The organism is Alicyclobacillus shizuokensis NBRC 103103, assembly GCF_001552255.1.
In the GTDB taxonomy this organism is placed as follows: domain Bacteria; phylum Bacillota; class Bacilli; order Alicyclobacillales; family Alicyclobacillaceae; genus Alicyclobacillus_G; species Alicyclobacillus_G shizuokensis.
The window spans coordinates 1-15177 of record NZ_BCQV01000058.1 but is presented as its reverse complement, the minus strand read 5'-3'; the positions used below and the strand labels follow the sequence as shown (position 1 = coordinate 15177).

Here is a 15177-nt window from a genome sequence, read left to right as displayed (position 1 = left end):
ACCTCACGAATTGCAGAAAAACCAGAGAAAAAACCGAGTCGGCGGTCCTCCGACGACGGACGAAGGAGCGGACGCAGACGTGGCAGAAAGAGGGTCAAGCCTGCAGAAAGCAAAAACGTGAGGAGATCGATGAAAAACGACGTTTGTGCACCGAACAGCCCAACGCATAAGCCACCGGATGCCATACCAATGACCTGCGTTACGGCGGTCGCGGACTGCGAGATTCCCATCGCATCAGCGACTCGGTCGTCACCAACCAGTGCAGGAATGGAAGCACTCTTGGCTGGAGCATAGAATGCTCCCAGAGAACCAAGGAGGAAAATGAGAAAGAATGTCAACAGAAACGACTGGATAGGCAGAGTCAGGATGAGAGAAGCTAAAATGCCCGCTCGCAAGAGATCGGTGACGACCATAATCCACTTTCGGCTGAATCGATCCGCCAAAACACCCGCCAACGGTTTGATTTCTCCACTGTGATCCCAAGGGCGCCGACGGGCGAACCAAAACTTCAGGTGGATTGTTTGACTATTCGATGTTAACATACTCATAAGTCATCAATACAAATCACTTGTTGTTGCAGGCCAACATGACAGAACATTGTTCTGCATATCAGAACTCAGCAATCTACGTATAGAAAAAACGTCCTTGATTCTGGGTAGGGAGGCGGAAGCATGTCATCCGATGAGCCGACGTACGCCGCCATCGCGGCAGCTCTGGCCGGTGCCATCGGTGAAGCCCAGGTGCGGACAGATACCCATTTGGCCAAACGCCTGAGCCACCAGGCCACTCCGATTGTGGTGGCCACCCCTCGCCATCCGGCAGCCGCCGCGCGCGTCTTGCGCCTTGCCGCTGATCACGGTTGGTCCGTGCTGCCCAGCGGGGCGGGCACGCATTTGGACGCAGGACCGGTTCTGCAGCCTGTCGACGTCGTCATCGAGAGCACAGGCCTCAATCAAGTGGTCGAGTACTCGCCGGCGGACATGGTCGTCACCGTCCAGGCGGGTATGCCCCTGTCCAAGCTGCGACACGTTCTGGCCGAACACAACCAGATGCTGCCCATGGACGCCCCCTGCACCCCGGCCGCCACGGTCGGGGGAGCCGTCAGTGCCGGCTTGTCCGGTCCCCACCGCGTTTTGTACGGGACATTCCGCGACTTGCTCATTGGCACCCGCATCATCCTCGCGGACGGACGAATGGTGCGAACGGGCGGCAAAGTGGTCAAAAACGTCGCTGGCTACGACGTGACCAAACTCGTGGTCGGAAGCCGGGGCAGTCTCGGCTTTCTCACGGAGTGCACGTTCAAGCTGAAACCGCTTCCTCTGCACCGTGAGCTGTGCCTGTTGGTAGGCAGGACTGCGCAGGTGGACTGGGTGCGGGCGCGCGTCATGGACTCACCGCTTTTGCCGAGCGCCATGGAGGCGACCAACGATGCCGCATTGATGCACGCGTTCATCTCGAGTCGACCAGGCACGGATGAACCTGCGGCGGAGTGGCTGCTGGCGATAGATTGCCACGAGAACCAGCAGGCGGCCGCCTACCAGACGGAGCAGGTGCTGCTCCTGGCAGCCGACCTGGGCGTGCACGCCGAGGTTCTCCGCGGCCAGGAGGTGGAACGGTTCTGGGCGCGCCACGCCGAGACCTGGCAGCACCCCGGGAGCGTGCTGCGCGTCCAGGCGCCGCCCACCGACATTATGTCCATCCTCAACGAGTGGACGCAGTTGGCCCATGAGCGACACATGGCAGCGGCCGTGACCGCCAGCCTCCCCGCTGGCGTCGGCCGCATCGGACTGTGGGCCAGGAGGGTGGACGAACAGGTGGAGCTGCTCCAGGAATTGCGTACCCGCGCCCGCCGGCGCGGAGCAGCCAGCCTGCTTGAGACTGCGCCCAAGGCCGTCCGCAGCGTGGTCCCGATGTACGACAGTCCTCGTCTCGGTACGGCGGAGCGCAGACTGCAGGCGGCCGTGCAACGGGCCTTTGGCAGTGACGGACCGCACTTTCCAGACACCTTCGCGGGAGGGATGACCTCATGAGTGGGACACTCTCTCAGCCGGCGCGGGAAACCCCCATGCAGGCTGACGCCCCCAAGACCGGCGCTTTTGCTTATCCAGAACCACCGGACAGAGACCGCTACTCGGCCTGTGTGCACTGCGGATTTTGTCTCGAAGTGTGTCCCACCTACCAGGAAACCTCGGATGAAAACCTGTCGCCGCGCGGACGCGTGTACTTGATCAAACAGGCGGCCCAGGGTCTGCTCGCCCTCGACGAGGGCTTGCAGAATCCTGTGTTCAGCTGCCTCGACTGCCGAGCCTGCGAGAGCGTCTGCCCGTCGGGTGTGGAGGTAGGCGCCCTGATTGAAAAGGCGCGGGGCCAGTTCCACCACAAGGCCGAGGAGGAGGGAGTGGCAAGCCCGCTGACAAGGCTGTTTTTGCGCGGCGTGTTTGCTCATCCCAGGCGTCTGCGTGCGTTGGGAAGGATGTTGCGTCTGTACCAGAAGTCCGGACTGCGGGCAGTGGCCCACGGCCTGCGCCTGCTCCATGTCCTGCCCCCGCACATCCGCGAAATGGAAGCGGTTTTGCCCGAGCTGTCCGATCCGCCCGCGCTGCTGAAACTGCCGGAACGCATCCCGACAGCCGGATCGGGCTCCCGGGCCGCCGCGCCCGTCACTGGGGCCCTGTTCACGGGCTGCGTGATGGATCTGTTTTTCTCCGACATCAACCAGGCGACGGCCCGCGTTCTGACCCGCAACGGGCTCACGGTGGTAGTGCCGAAAACGCAGGTGTGCTGCGGCGCCCTGCACGTCCACGCGGGCGATCGTGAACAGGCGCGGGCCTTGGCGCGACAAAACATCGACGCGTTTTTGGCCGCGGGGGCCGACTACGTGGTCGTCAACGCGGCTGGCTGCGGAGCGGCACTCAAAGAGTACCCGGAACTGTTCACCGGCCAGCCTGACCTTTACGCCAAGGCGCAGGCCTTCGCGCGGCGGGTGCGCGACATTTCAGAGGTGCTCGTGGAGGTCGGATTTCAACCGCCGCGCGGCCGCATCGAACGTACGGTCACCTACCATGACGCCTGCCACCTCTGCCACGCTCAAGGCATCCGCAGCCAACCGCGCCAACTGCTCGCCTCCATCCCTGGGCTCAAACTGGTACCGCTGCCCGACTCGGAGCGCTGCTGCGGCAGCGCCGGGATCTACAACCTGACGCACCCAGACATGGCCAACCGTCTCTTGGAACGCAAGCTGGACGACATCCCCGAAGCGGCGGATGCGGTGGTCATGGGCAACCCGGGGTGCATGCTGCAAATCCGGCTGGGGGTGCACCGCCGTCAGGCCGGCATCGATGTCCTGCACACCGTGCAACTGCTGGATGAATCATACCGCAAGGAGGTCATCGAGTGCTGAATTCATCCCTGATACGAAAGCTTACGGAGATTGTCGGGCCGGGCGGTGTCATCCACGACTCCAAGCAACTGGCGGCCTACGAGTGCGACGCGTACGTCGCCCAGACGGGGCGTCCGGCCGCCGTGGTGCTGCCGGCAGACACCGACCAGGTCGCGCAGGTCGTCCGCTGCCTCGCCCGGGCAGGCGTGCCGTTTCTCCCGCGCGGAGCGGGAACCGGTCTGAGCGGCGGCGCCACGCCGATGCACCAGGAGGTGGTCATCAGCTTGGCCCGGATGGACAAATTGCTGCACGTGGACTTCGCCAACCAACGGGCCACCGTCCAGCCGGGCTTTGTCAACCTCGACCTGACCCGGCAGGTGGCCCCACAGGGGTTCTACTACGCGCCCGACCCATCGAGCCAATCGGTCTGCACCATCGGCGGCAATGTGGGCGAGAACGCGGGCGGATCGCACTGCTTGAAGTACGGCGTGACCACCAACCACGTGGTCGCCGCCAAGCTGGTGCTGCCCGATGGGGGGTTGGTGCAACTGGGCGATGCGTACGGGGACCCGCTCGGGCTCGACCTGTTGGGGCTCCTGGTGGGATCGGAAGGGACCCTGGGCATCGTGACCGAGATCACGGTACGCATCCTCAAGCGGCCGCAGGAGGTGAAGACGGTGATGGCCTGGTTCGAGCGGGTGGAGGACGCGTCCGAAACCGTCTCCGGTATCATCGCGGACGGCATCATCCCGGCGGCCTGCGAGATGATGGATCAGTTGGCCATGCAGGCTGTCGACAAAAGCCGGTATCACGTAGGCTACCCGCCCGACATCGAGGCGGTGCTGCTGATTGAGGTGGACGGACTGGCGGCGGGTGTGGATGAGCTGGCGGAGCGGGTGGTGGAGGTCTGCCGTCGGCACCGGGTGCGCACGGTGCGTGTGGCAAAGGATGAGGCGGAACGGTCCCTGTGGTGGAGCAGCCGAAAGATGGCGTTTCCCGCCATCGGCCGCATATCTCCCGATTACATGGTGCAGGACGGAGTCATCCCGCGCACGCGGCTGACCGAGGTGCTGAAAACCATCGCCCGGTACAGCCGGGAAGCGGATCTGCGCGTCGCCAATGTATTCCACGCTGGGGACGGAAACCTGCACCCACTCATCTGCTATGACGCGCGCATCCCCGGGCAAACCGAGCAGGCGACCGAACTGGGCCGGCGCATCCTGGAGCTGTGCGTGGATGTCGGCGGCAGCATCACCGGCGAACACGGGGTGGGAGTCGAGAAGATCCGCGAAATGGAATATCTGTTTACCGACGCGGAGCTGCACCTGCAGACCAGACTGCGGGAGGTGTTCAACCCGCACGACCTGTGCAACCCCGGGAAGCTGATTCCACGCCCCGCGCGGTGCGTGGAAGTCAAACAGGCGGCGGCCGCTCTGGCCTCGCATACGGTGTGAATCCGTTTGCATACAGTGGCTAGTGACCATTGATTGACCGGCATATCAGACAGCAGGGGCGAAAAAACGACGGGTCCCAGCGCCCGTCCGGGAGGAAACACGCATGTTCACCCAGGTTTACACCCCGATTGCCGGAAGTGTGGGCTGGTCTGCCCTGATTGCCGTGATTCCCATCCTCTACTTTTTCGTCGCGCTGGTGGGACTCCGGATGCGCGCCCACTTGGCGGCTTTCACCACCGTCATCCTCGCCATTCTGGACGCCTGGGTCATCTTCCGGTTTCCCGTCGACAAGGCGGTTTCCGCCTCCGTCTACGGCATGTTCACGGGGCTCTGGCCCATCGGCTGGATTGTGTTCAGCGCCGTGTTCTTGTACCGCATCACGGTCAATACCGGCCACTTTGACATCATTCGTAGCTCCATCTCCGGACTCAGTCAAGACCGACGTATCCAGGCACTGTTGATTGCGTTTTCGTTCGGCGCCTTTCTCGAAGGCACGGCTGGATTTGGAACGCCGGTGGCCGTGGCCGCCGCCATGCTCGCCGGACTCGGTTTCAACCCGATGTACGCGGCCGGAATTTGCCTATTGGCCAACACCGCTCCGGTCGCCTTTGGCGCGGTCGGCATCCCCATCACCGCCATGGCTACCGCCACATCCTCCGATCCCCTGCTGATCAGCCAGATGGTCGGCCGCATCTTGCCGTTCGCGTCGCTCATCGTCCCGTTCTGGCTGATGATAGTGATGGCCGGTTGGCGCGGTATGCGCGAAGTGTTCCCGGCCGCGCTGACGTGCGGCCTGTCCTTTGCGGCCACACAATTTCTTATCTCCAACTTCGTCGGTCCCGAGCTGCCCGACATCGCGGCAGCCATCGTGTCGATAGTCTGCCTGGTTGTCCTGCTGCGCTTCTGGCGGCCGAAAACGGTGTGGAGGTTCCCAGACGAAACAGCGCCGCAAAGGTCGTCCGAAACGTCGTCAAGTGGGCCCAGCGCCGGGCAGGTGCTGAGGGCTTGGTCGCCGTTTCTCGTGCTCAGCCTGTTCATCGTGCTGTGGGCGCTGCCGTCCGTCAAGGACCTCCTCGCGGCAGCCACCGTGCTCGTCAATTGGCCGGATTTGCACCTGAAGGTCGCAGAGGCGGCTCCCATCGTGAATCAGGTCACCCCCGTCGCCGCCCAGTGGAAATTCGACAGCCTGGCGGCCACTGGCACCTCCATTCTTTTTACCGCCATCGTCACAAAATTCATTCTGAGGCAGGCGTGGAGAGATTGGTTCCGTACGCTGGCCGAAACGTTTGCCAGCCTCATCTATCCGCTGTTGACGATTGCTTTCGTGGTGGGATTCGGCTACCTGTTCAACTACTCCGGCATGGCGGCCACCATTGCCATGGCGCTGGCCGCCACGGGCGCGCTGTTTCCGTTCTTCGCCCCGTTCCTGGGGTGGCTTGGTGTGTTCCTGACCGGCAGTGACACCTCCTCGGACCTCCTCTTTGGCAACCTGCAAAAGCTGACCGCGTTGCAGTTGGGCCTCAGTCCCTACCTGACAATGGGCGCCAACTCGGCCGGCGGTGTCATGGGCAAAATGATCTCTCCGCAGTCGATTGCGGTCGGCACGTCGGCCACCGGCCTCGTGGGAAGGGAGGGCGACCTCTACCGGTTCACGCTCAAACACAGCATCGCCCTGGTCGTCCTGGTGGCCGTCATCAGCACACTCTACGCGTACGTCTTTTCCGGCGCCGTTCCACGCTAGACGGGCAAGTTTGCCCACGCGAAGCGGGGCTCAACGGAGGTATAATCCAGTGTTCGCACGGGGAAATTGGAAATGACGCTGTGCGAACGGAGGCCTCTGCATTGAACTGGAAAAGTTGGATTGCGGCCGCGATGGGCGCCTGGTTTGTGGTGGCGCCCTGGGCGCTCGGCGTTCCTCGCTCCCCACATTTGGTTTGGACCAGCGTGGTCTTCGGACTGCTGCAGCTGGTCGTGTCGGCTTGGGCGGCCGCGGTGCCGCGGGCGCCCAGCTGGCGGATGTGGCAACACTGGGTCGTGTTGTTGACCGGCATGTGGTTTCTCGTCGAACCCTTCCTCGGCACCTACGAGGTCGCTCAATACTGGGGAACGACGGGTCCGGCCCTGCTGACGATAGCCTTGGCCATTTGGAATCTCATGGAACACACCGGTTGGCACCCCAGCGAGAGAGGCCGCTCGGGAACGTGATTTTATGCCAAAGCCATCTCTTCTTTCAACATCACCCTGTAACGCACCCCAACCTGTGCCGCGCATATGCTATCAACGCGACACCAACCGGGGTGCACGGTTTTTCTCTGCGCCCATACGGAGGGAGAAGCCCCATGAAACCCTCATCGCCTCACGACGACGCTCTCTTTGAGCATCGCTTTTGGCTGCAGGTCTTGGGCGATCACGCTCGTTTCATCCATACGTCCCTGGCTCCGACGGAAGTCACGGAGATCCGACGCGCGCAGCGCTTCATCGAGGTGTTTGACAGCCTGCTGGCGCGGGCCCGCCAAAACCTCCATGATTCCGCCCTGACAAGGCTGCATACGCACGCCTACAAGGTCGCCAAGCGCTTGCGCGAATTCAAGCTGCACCTGCTGCGCCGCCATCTGGCGAGCGAAGTGGAGATGTCCCTGTCGCCGTCCTTTCTCAACCATATGGTCAACGAGAATGAAGAGTACTTGCGTATCATCGGCTGCTGGTTGGAAGGTCAGCAAACGCCCCTTATGAACCCTTTGCACCATCACCAGTTGTGGCTGCAGGATGCCTACGGCCATTCGGCCACCCTGGCCCAGACCGTGGACTTCAGCGAGTTCGACCTCAAGCGCAAGAGCGACCGCTTCACGCACGACTTCCAAGCCCTCTATTTGAAAGCCATCGAGCTGGCCGGATACCTGCGCACCCACCTGGACCATTTTCCGGCACTGGCCCGTTTCAACCGCCAAGTCGATTGGGAGATGCGGATGTTTCAGGCGTTCCTGCAGGAATTGCGGGGATGGGAGTTGACCGACGAAGTGCTGGGAGCCCTAAGCCCGCTCATGCCGGACCACATGTTCCGGGAAGAGTGCTACTACCTGATCAAACTGTCCGAGGTCAGCGACATCCCCCATCCCGCCTGTGATCCGACCCGGCCCCGCGTCGAACAGCCGCCCCGCTAAGCCACGCCGCCTGCTTTCGCCCGCAGCGGGTTCATTCGCTCTCGGCTGGCCGCCCGGTATCGCCTGCGCCCTCGTTCCCTGCCATATCGGTCCCTCCTGCCCAACCGAGAGTCAGCTCCCGGTTGCCAGCAGTCCGCGGATGACGCATGTTTGCGGCTCTGGATCAGCCGTCACCGGAACGTCGATGCGCCGCCGCAGCGTCTCCAGGACGCTGGCCATTTGGGCCCCGCCGCCCACCAGGACGATGCCCCGGTCCATCACATCCCCGACTAGTTCGGGCGGACACGCCTCCATCGTTTCGCGAACCAGCCCCAGGACCTGATCCGCGTACTGCTCCAGGCTCTCTTGCACAAAGGTCATCGGTACGGCCAGCGAGTCGGGCAGACCGGTAGCCAGATTTCGCCCGCGTACCGTGAACGTGGCCGGCCCGGCAGTGTCTTCCCCGCGATGCAGGTCTGCGGCGGCCACCTCGCTCACCTGCTCCGCCACATGCGCAGCGTCCGGACGGGCCGCCGCACCAGCGTCGGGAGCGCCGTCAGCACCCGTGTCCCCGCCCGTTCCGGCGCCTGCGGCGTGCGCGCTCACGGCGGCCGCGTCTGCCTTCGCTTGGCCGACGTGCTGACAGGCCATGCGTTTGAGCCTCTCCGCGGTAGCCAATCCGATGGCAAAGGCGTACCGACGCTGCACCCTGTCCACCAGTTCCTGGTCAATCGCCCGTCCGCCAAAATTCAGGGTGCGCCGCTCGACCACGCCGCCCAAGGATATCAGCGCCACCTGGGTCGCACCCCCGCCCAAATCGACAATCAGGGACCCGACCGGCTGATCAATGGGCAGTCCGGCCCCGCGCGCCGCCGCCAAGACAGCTTCGACGAATCGCACCCGGCGGGCCCCGGCCGCCTTCGCCGCCTCGTCGAAGGCCTTCCTGTCCACCTGCGACTGGTGGCTCGGGTGCGCCAACACCACGTCAAACCGTTTCCGGAAGCGGCCCGGCAGCAGCGTCGCAATCATGTATTTGAACACGTCGACAAGCGCCTCAAAATCACGTACGATGCTTCCTTCCACGGGAAACGCGATGCGGATGTGCCCCGGGTGGCGGCCAATCATCTGCTCCGCCCGCTGCCCCACCAACGGCCCGGGCGCCTGTCCGTACGCGACCACCGAAGGTTCGTTGAGAACGTCCGGACGGGTCTGCACCCCGGCGCGAAACCCACAGCTGCCTACGTCTATCGCCAAGTTCATGCGCTTCGCTCCTCGCTGAGTCAAATTCCGACGGAATTCGTCCCATAGTATTCGGACGCGAAGGCGCATGCTCGGGGGTCGCGAATTGGAAAAAGACGCCATATCGGCGCCTATCCCGCAGTCTATTCGAACAACCCTTGCAACTTGGTGAACGGGTTGTTGCGGAATTCCTCCTCGTAGACCACCTCGGTCTTCAGGCGGCCCGAGCAGTCGTTTTGTTCCAGGCGAAAGACCGGATCGTCATGGTTATAGATGGCGTTGAAAACGCGAAAGGTGTTGACGGTATCTGCCAGCGCGTTGTGGGCCTGACCCTCCGGCGCCAGCTGCAAGAGCTCCAGGGCGTTCTGCAGGCTGCTGCGCTGGCTCAGGTGCAGCTTGCGCCCGAACCACTTCTGGATGTCGTTGTAGTTGCGAATCCAGTCCAGTGACAGACCGTGCCGCCGGCAGTCCGCGATGAAATAATCCCGGTCCGACAGGGACCACGAACACAGATAATACTCGTCCTCGCCAATCCACTCCAGAAACGATTGCAGCACCTCGGGAAACCGCTTGGCACCCGCCATGTCCGCCTCGGTGATGCCGGTGAAGCGGGTGGTGACGACCGGAATGGAAGTGACGTCCTGCGGGCGTACATAAGCGTGAAAATGACCGGCATCCTTCCATTTTCCGTCTTCGTCAGGCACGGCGCGCAGCGCGGCAATCTCGATGATCTCCGCGTTGTACATGTGTCCGCGGCGGACAATCGCTTCCACGTCGTGAATGATGAGTTGTATGACCGCTCCCTCCCCCCTGATTGTGCGCGTCCTCACCCTTTTCTTCGATTCTAGCACAGCGGAGTTCCCTGTGAGCCCGGGCGGAAAAACTTTTGCCGTTCCTTGAACATGTCTTGAACATGCGTGGAAAACACCTACCTGGGGTCAGATTGGAATGGGTAAATTGGTGGTTTTTTACTCATGATATGGGTGCCATCGTCAACAAAGCGAACGAGGAGGGAGATCATGAAGCAGGACGCCAACAAGGGCCTGGCCAAGCTGTATTGGGTGCTGGGGATTATCATCGTTTTATTTTTCGCGCTCGGCGCCATCTTGTGGTGGTACGACGATTACATCATTCACGAACACGCCACGCTGGCGGCCTGGATGGGGAACCTGACCCACGCACACCATTTTGGATAGATGACCATAATTTTCACACGCTAGAAGGGCAGAAAGGAGACGGATGCGCCGATGAAGTACAAAGCCGCGCGTTGGCTTCGCATGCTGCCGGTAGGTGCCGCCTGCCTGCTGTTGTCCGGCTGCACGCGCGAGCAGTTCCTGGTGTTCAATCCAGCCGGACCAGTCGGAAGGATCGAGATGCACCTGATCATCCTGAGCATGGTGCTCATCGGCATCGTGGTCGTTCCCGTCATGCTGATCTTGTGGTACATCGTGCACCGCTTTCGGGATCGGCCAAACAACCGAGCGCCCTACCGGCCGGAGTGGTCGGAGAACAGGACCCTGGAGATCATCTGGTGGGGGATTCCGATTATCATCATTGGCATCCTCGCCGTCAACACCGTACACGACACGTTTCGGCTCACGCGGCCGCCGGAGCCGACCGGAAAACCACTGACCATCCACGTCACGTCCCTGGACTGGAAGTGGCTGTTCGAATACCCAGACCAGAAGATTGCCACCGTCAACTACTGCTACATTCCGACGGGGCGGCCGATTCAGTTTGTGCTGACCGCCGACGCGCCCATGAACTCGTTCTGGGTGCCGCAATTGGGCGGCCAGGAGTACACCATGCCGGGAATGGCCATGCGCCTGTGGCTTGAGGCGGATAAACCGGGCACCTATTTCGGCTCCGGCGCCAACTTCACCGGGCGCGGATACGCCCACATGAAGTTTGACGTGATAGCCACGTCGGACCCTGAGTTTTCACAATGGGCCGCCAAGGTGCGCCAAACCGCACCGGCCCTGACGCGCAGCGGCTACACCCAGCTGGTCAAACAAAGTGTGGTGGGACGGATGTCGTTCTCGTCGTTCCCGCCCGGACTGTTCCAGGAGACCATCATGCGCGAGGGCGGCATGTATATGAAACACGACATCTCAGTGCTCGACAACAAAGCGTAGGGAGGGTCAGGATGTGCCAGACGACACCCTGAACGTGAGCCATTTTCTGGTCACGGGAGATCCGCTCATCTATGGAGCCGATGTCTCGATTGTGGTGGTCAGCATCGCCATCGTCGCGGTCCTGACATACTACCGGAAGTGGGGCTGGTTGTGGCGGGAGTGGCTGACCACTGTGGACCACAAGAAAATCGGGATCATGTACATGATTGCAGCCCTGCTGATGCTGTTCCGGGGCGGCGTGGACGCGCTGTTGATGCGCATGCAGCTGGCGTTCCCGAACACGCGGTTCCTGGAGGCGGAGCACTACAACCAAATCTTCACCACCCACGGGACCATCATGATTTTGTTCATGGCGATGCCGTTCATCTTCGCGATGATGAACATCGCCGTCCCGCTGATGATTGGCGCGCGCGACGTGGCGTTCCCGTACCTGAACGCCATCAGCTTTTGGATGTTCTTTTTTGGCGCCATGTTGTTCAATCTGTCGTTTGTCATCGGCGGATCTCCAGACGCCGGTTGGACCAGCTACCCGCCCTTGGCGGAATCGGACTTCAACCTAGGTCCCGGAGAAAACTACTACCTGTTGGCGCTGCAGATCAGCGGCATCGGCTCCATCGCCACCGGCATCAACTTCTTCGTCACCATCCTGAAGATGCGAGCGCCGGGTATGACCTTGATGCGGATGCCCCTGTTCTGCTGGGCGATTCTCGCCACGTCGATTCTCATCATCTTCGTCTTCCCGGTGCTGACAGTGGCGCTGGCGCTGCTGCTCATCGACCGGATTGCCGGGGCGCACTTTTTCACCATGCTCGGCGGCGGCAATCCGATGATGTACATCAACATGTTCTGGATTTGGGGGCACCCCGAGGTGTACATCGTGATCTTGCCCGCCTTCGGCATCTTCTCGGAGGTGGTGGCGACGTTCTCGGGCAAGCGCATCTTCGGTTACGCCTCGATGGTCGCTTCCCTCATGGCGATTGCGGTCATCAGCTACTTCACCTGGGTGCACCACTTCTTCACGATGGGCGCGGGCCCCGGAGTCAACAGCTTTTTCGCCCTGTCGACGATGATTATCGCCATCCCCACGGGCGTCAAGATTTTCAACTGGTTAGCGACCATGTATAACGGACGCGTTCGCGTCACCGTGCCGATGAAATGGGCGCTCGGGTTCATTCCCAACTTTGCCGTGGGCGGCGCCACGGGCGTGATGCTCTCCGTCGCGCCCGCGGACTATCAGTACCACAACAGCTACTTCCTGATTGCCCACTTCCACCAGACGTTGATTGGCGGCGTCGTCTTCGGGATGCTCGCCGGCATGTACTACTGGTGGCCGAAAATGTTCGGTTTCGTGCTCGAAGAGCGATACGCGAATTGGGGCTTCTGGTGGTTCAACATCGGGTTTTACGTGTGCTTCATTCCGCAGTACCTGCTTGGGTTCATGGGCATGACGCGACGCATCTACACCTACCCGACCGGCATGGGCTGGTCCACACTGAACCTGATTTCCACCATCGGCGCCTTCATGATGGGGCTTGGCTTTTTGTTCATCGCGGCCGGGATTGTGTACAGCATCTTCTACGGGGAACGCGACACGACGGGCGATCCCTGGAACGGGCGCACGCTGGAGTGGTCGGTTCCGTCACCTGCGCCCCATTACAACTTTGCCCGGATTCCGGTGGTGACCAGCCGCGACGCCTGGTGGACAATGAAGAAGGAGCGCAAGCAGGGCGTCCTGCCGCCTGGCGAGGACGAGATTCGGCCCATTCACATGCCGAAAAACTCGGGTCGGCCGTTTATCCTCTCGCTGTCGTTCTTCGTCGCCGGGTTCGGGCTGGTGTTCCATTGGTACATCCTTACCGTCATCGGTTTCTCCGCGGTCGCGGCCTGCCTGTTGCTGCGGTCGTTTGACTACGACACCGACTACTACATTCCGGTGGACGAAATCAAGAAGACGGAAGCTTCCTACGGGAGGTCGTAACCATGTCGGTCACACAAGAAGCGCTCTCCAACCATCCGCCGTCGCACGTGGGAGGAGAGCACGTGGAGCATGCGGACCATCCGGATCCCAACCTGTGGATCTTCGGTTTTTGGATTTTCCTGGCGTCCGACTTAATCCTGTTCGCCAGCCTGTTCGCGACCTATGCGGTATTGCACACCCACATCGCGAACGGACCGTCTGCCCGCCAGATCTTCGACGTCACGGGATTTACGGCGGAGACCCTGTTCCTGCTCACCAGCAGTTTCACCTGTGGCCTGGCCACGTGGTCGATGCGGCGGGGCCAACGGGGATGGGTGGCGGGATGGCTGGTGGTGACGCTCATCCTGGGCCTGCTCTTCATCGGTTTCGAGGTCGATGAGTTTGCCACCAACTCCATGAAGGGCTATGGAATGAGCACCAGCGCCTTTTTGTCCGCGTTCTACACACTGGTGGGCACGCACGGCTGCCACGTCTCGCTGGGCATCTGCTGGATGATTGCGATACTCATTCAGGTGCTGCGCCTGGGCATCACCGAGGTCACCGCCCGCAAGGTGTTTGTGGTCGGCCTGTACTGGCACTTTCTCGACGTGGTGTGGGTGTTCATCTTCACGGTCGTCTATTTGACAGGGGTGATGGGCTGATGTCCATGATGGAAGAAAAGGTCCCCGGACACAAAGGCCGCGCGGAGGACGGAAAGTGGCCGTGGATGCACATCGTCGGCTTCGTGATCTCCATCGTCCTGACGCTGATTGCGCTGAGGCTGGTCCTGGCGCACGCCATGGCCCCGTCCGGGCTGTTCGTTACGATCATGGTGCTGGCTGTCCTGCAAATACTGGTGCAACTGTTCTTCTTCATGCACATCCTGGAGGGCGGCGGTCCCCGCTGGCACCTGTGGATGTTGACGCTCGGGTTCATCTTTGTCTTCACCATCGTCGCCGGATCCATCTGGATCATGACGTTTGGAGCGGAGGCCTACTGACGCTGCCCCATCCGCGGTCGCCTGTGGTATAACCAATAGGAGAACGCCAAACGACCGCCCGGTAGGGTGAGTTGGGGGGACAGACGATGGGGAGAGAAGACGTGTTTTCCGGGCAAACGGTCATCGTCACCGGGGGTGGCACCGGCATCGGCCGCGCCATCGCGCGTCGGCTGGCCGGAGCAGGGGCGCGCTTGGTCGTCGCGAGCCGGCGCATGGAACACCTGCAGCCGGTGGTGGATGAAATCGAGTCGCAGGGCGGCGAGGCGCTGGCCGTTCCGATGGACGTACGCAATCCGGACGATGTCGAACGCATGGTCCGATTGGCGTTAGCGCGGTTTGGCCGGGTGGACCACCTGGTCAACAACGCCGCCGGAAACTTCATCTGTCCCGCAGAACAGCTGACGCACAACGGCTGGCGAGCCGTGCTCGGGATTGTCCTGGACGGCACCTTCTACTGCTCGCAAGCGGTCGGCAAACGCTGGATTGAACAGGCGCAGTCAGGAACCATCACCAATATCGTCGCCACCTACGCCTGGGGCGCCGGGCCGGGGGTGGTGCACTCCGCCAGCGCCAAGGCGGGGGTCCTGGCGATGACGCGTACGCTTGCCGTGGAATGGGGCCGGTACCATATCCGCGTCAACGCCATCGCCCCTGGTCCCATCCGCGACACGGGGGGAGAGGCGCACCTGTTCCCCAGTGAGGAAGACAAAGTGCGCATGGCCGCTAGCGTCCCGCTCGGACGCCTCGGTCAGCCGGAAGAAATCGCCGCGGCCGCCGCGTTTCTAATGTCTCCCGAAGCCGCCTACATCAGCGGCGAGTGCCTGACCGTGGACGGAGCTCGTTGGCTCAACCATGACCTGTTTCAGATCCGTT

The 15177-nt window shown here is 61.9% G+C and carries 15 protein-coding genes; 12 read left to right on the top strand and 3 right to left on the bottom strand.

All coding sequences use genetic code 11. The annotated features are described in order from the left end of the window. Positions 1–455, bottom strand: a 455-nt coding sequence (locus tag ASH01S_RS16080) for an MFS transporter (RefSeq protein WP_169794263.1), incomplete at its 3' end; no start/stop codon positions are given. A gap of 216 nt (positions 456–671) precedes the next feature. On the opposite strand from ASH01S_RS16080, the gene ASH01S_RS16075 reads away from it, so the two are divergent. The 6 genes from ASH01S_RS16075 to ASH01S_RS16050 all read left to right on the top strand — a co-directional run bounded on the left by ASH01S_RS16075 (position 672) and on the right by ASH01S_RS16050 (position 7994). Beyond that, a complete protein-coding gene (locus tag ASH01S_RS16075) occupies positions 672–2030 on the top strand; it encodes an FAD-binding oxidoreductase (RefSeq protein WP_067929459.1) in 1359 nt (452 codons plus the stop codon). Then, complete coding sequence (locus ASH01S_RS16070) at positions 2027–3400, top strand: (Fe-S)-binding protein (protein ID WP_083517279.1); 1374 nt, start codon at positions 2027–2029, stop codon at positions 3398–3400. Before ASH01S_RS16075 ends, ASH01S_RS16070 begins: the two co-directional genes overlap by 4 nt. Then, positions 3397–4833: an FAD-linked oxidase C-terminal domain-containing protein gene (locus ASH01S_RS16065; protein WP_373278591.1), complete on the top strand. Its 1437-nt coding sequence runs from the start codon at positions 3397–3399 to the stop codon at positions 4831–4833. The genes ASH01S_RS16070 and ASH01S_RS16065 overlap by 4 nt, the downstream gene beginning before the upstream one ends. A 103-nt stretch (positions 4834–4936) precedes the next feature. Next, the gene (locus ASH01S_RS16060; protein ID WP_067929457.1) at positions 4937–6574 is read left to right on the top strand and encodes an L-lactate permease; all 1638 of its coding nucleotides are present in this window, start codon (positions 4937–4939) and stop codon (positions 6572–6574) included. A gap of 101 nt (positions 6575–6675) precedes the next feature. Next, positions 6676–7038: an SPW repeat protein gene (locus ASH01S_RS16055; RefSeq protein WP_067929456.1), complete on the top strand. Its 363-nt coding sequence runs from the start codon at positions 6676–6678 to the stop codon at positions 7036–7038. A 134-nt stretch (positions 7039–7172) separates the two neighbouring features. Further along, positions 7173–7994, top strand: coding sequence for a DUF2935 domain-containing protein (locus ASH01S_RS16050; RefSeq protein WP_067929455.1), 822 nt, complete (start codon positions 7173–7175; stop codon positions 7992–7994). 111 nt (positions 7995–8105) lie between these two features. Here ASH01S_RS16050 and ASH01S_RS16045 read toward each other — a convergent pair whose 3' ends face one another. Both ASH01S_RS16045 and ASH01S_RS16040 read right to left on the bottom strand, forming a co-directional pair. After that, on the bottom strand, positions 8106–9233 hold the full coding sequence (locus ASH01S_RS16045) for a rod shape-determining protein (RefSeq protein WP_067929454.1): 1128 nt from the start codon (positions 9231–9233) through the stop codon (positions 8106–8108). Between the two features lie 122 nt (positions 9234–9355). Then, positions 9356–10042: a 3'-5' exonuclease gene (locus tag ASH01S_RS16040; protein WP_157067189.1), complete on the bottom strand. Its 687-nt coding sequence runs from the start codon at positions 10040–10042 to the stop codon at positions 9356–9358. A 189-nt stretch (positions 10043–10231) separates the two neighbouring features. Here ASH01S_RS16040 and ASH01S_RS18635 point away from each other — a divergent pair, with 189 nt between their 5' ends. The 6 genes from ASH01S_RS18635 to fadH all read left to right on the top strand — a co-directional run. After that, positions 10232–10408: a hypothetical protein gene (locus tag ASH01S_RS18635; RefSeq protein WP_157067188.1), complete on the top strand. Its 177-nt coding sequence runs from the start codon at positions 10232–10234 to the stop codon at positions 10406–10408. Between the two features lie 51 nt (positions 10409–10459). Further along, a complete protein-coding gene (locus ASH01S_RS16035; RefSeq protein WP_083517277.1) occupies positions 10460–11347 on the top strand; it encodes a ubiquinol oxidase subunit II in 888 nt (295 codons plus the stop codon). A 13-nt stretch (positions 11348–11360) separates the two neighbouring features. Further along, positions 11361–13325 (top strand): cytochrome aa3 quinol oxidase subunit I, encoded by a 1965-nt coding sequence (gene qoxB / locus ASH01S_RS16030; protein ID WP_067929452.1) that lies wholly within the window; start codon positions 11361–11363, stop codon positions 13323–13325. A gap of 2 nt (positions 13326–13327) precedes the next feature. Continuing rightward, the gene (locus ASH01S_RS16025) at positions 13328–13966 is read left to right on the top strand and encodes a cytochrome (ubi)quinol oxidase subunit III (RefSeq protein WP_083517276.1); all 639 of its coding nucleotides are present in this window, start codon (positions 13328–13330) and stop codon (positions 13964–13966) included. After that, entirely contained in the window at positions 13966–14304 is a 339-nt protein-coding gene (locus ASH01S_RS16020) for a cytochrome o ubiquinol oxidase subunit IV (RefSeq protein ID WP_306302875.1), read from the top strand. Before ASH01S_RS16025 ends, ASH01S_RS16020 begins: the two co-directional genes overlap by 1 nt. A gap of 86 nt (positions 14305–14390) precedes the next feature. Beyond that, positions 14391–15177, top strand: a 787-nt coding sequence (fadH, locus tag ASH01S_RS16015; protein ID WP_067929451.1) for a 2,4-dienoyl-CoA reductase, incomplete at its 3' end; no start/stop codon positions are given.

Coding starts and splice junctions, on each gene's coding strand:
- ASH01S_RS16075 (WP_067929459.1), top strand. CDS start 672: ATGTCATCCGATGAGCCGACGTACGCCGCCATCGCGGCAGCTCTGGCC.
- ASH01S_RS16070 (WP_083517279.1), top strand. CDS start 2,027: ATGAGTGGGACACTCTCTCAGCCGGCGCGGGAAACCCCCATGCAGGCT.
- ASH01S_RS16060 (WP_067929457.1), top strand. CDS start 4,937: ATGTTCACCCAGGTTTACACCCCGATTGCCGGAAGTGTGGGCTGGTCT.
- ASH01S_RS16050 (WP_067929455.1), top strand. CDS start 7,173: ATGAAACCCTCATCGCCTCACGACGACGCTCTCTTTGAGCATCGCTTT.
- ASH01S_RS16045 (WP_067929454.1), bottom strand. CDS start 9,233: ATGAACTTGGCGATAGACGTAGGCAGCTGTGGGTTTCGCGCCGGGGTG.
- ASH01S_RS18635 (WP_157067188.1), top strand. CDS start 10,232: ATGAAGCAGGACGCCAACAAGGGCCTGGCCAAGCTGTATTGGGTGCTG.
- ASH01S_RS16035 (WP_083517277.1), top strand. CDS start 10,460: ATGAAGTACAAAGCCGCGCGTTGGCTTCGCATGCTGCCGGTAGGTGCC.
- ASH01S_RS16025 (WP_083517276.1), top strand. CDS start 13,328: ATGTCGGTCACACAAGAAGCGCTCTCCAACCATCCGCCGTCGCACGTG.
- ASH01S_RS16020 (WP_306302875.1), top strand. CDS start 13,966: ATGTCCATGATGGAAGAAAAGGTCCCCGGACACAAAGGCCGCGCGGAG.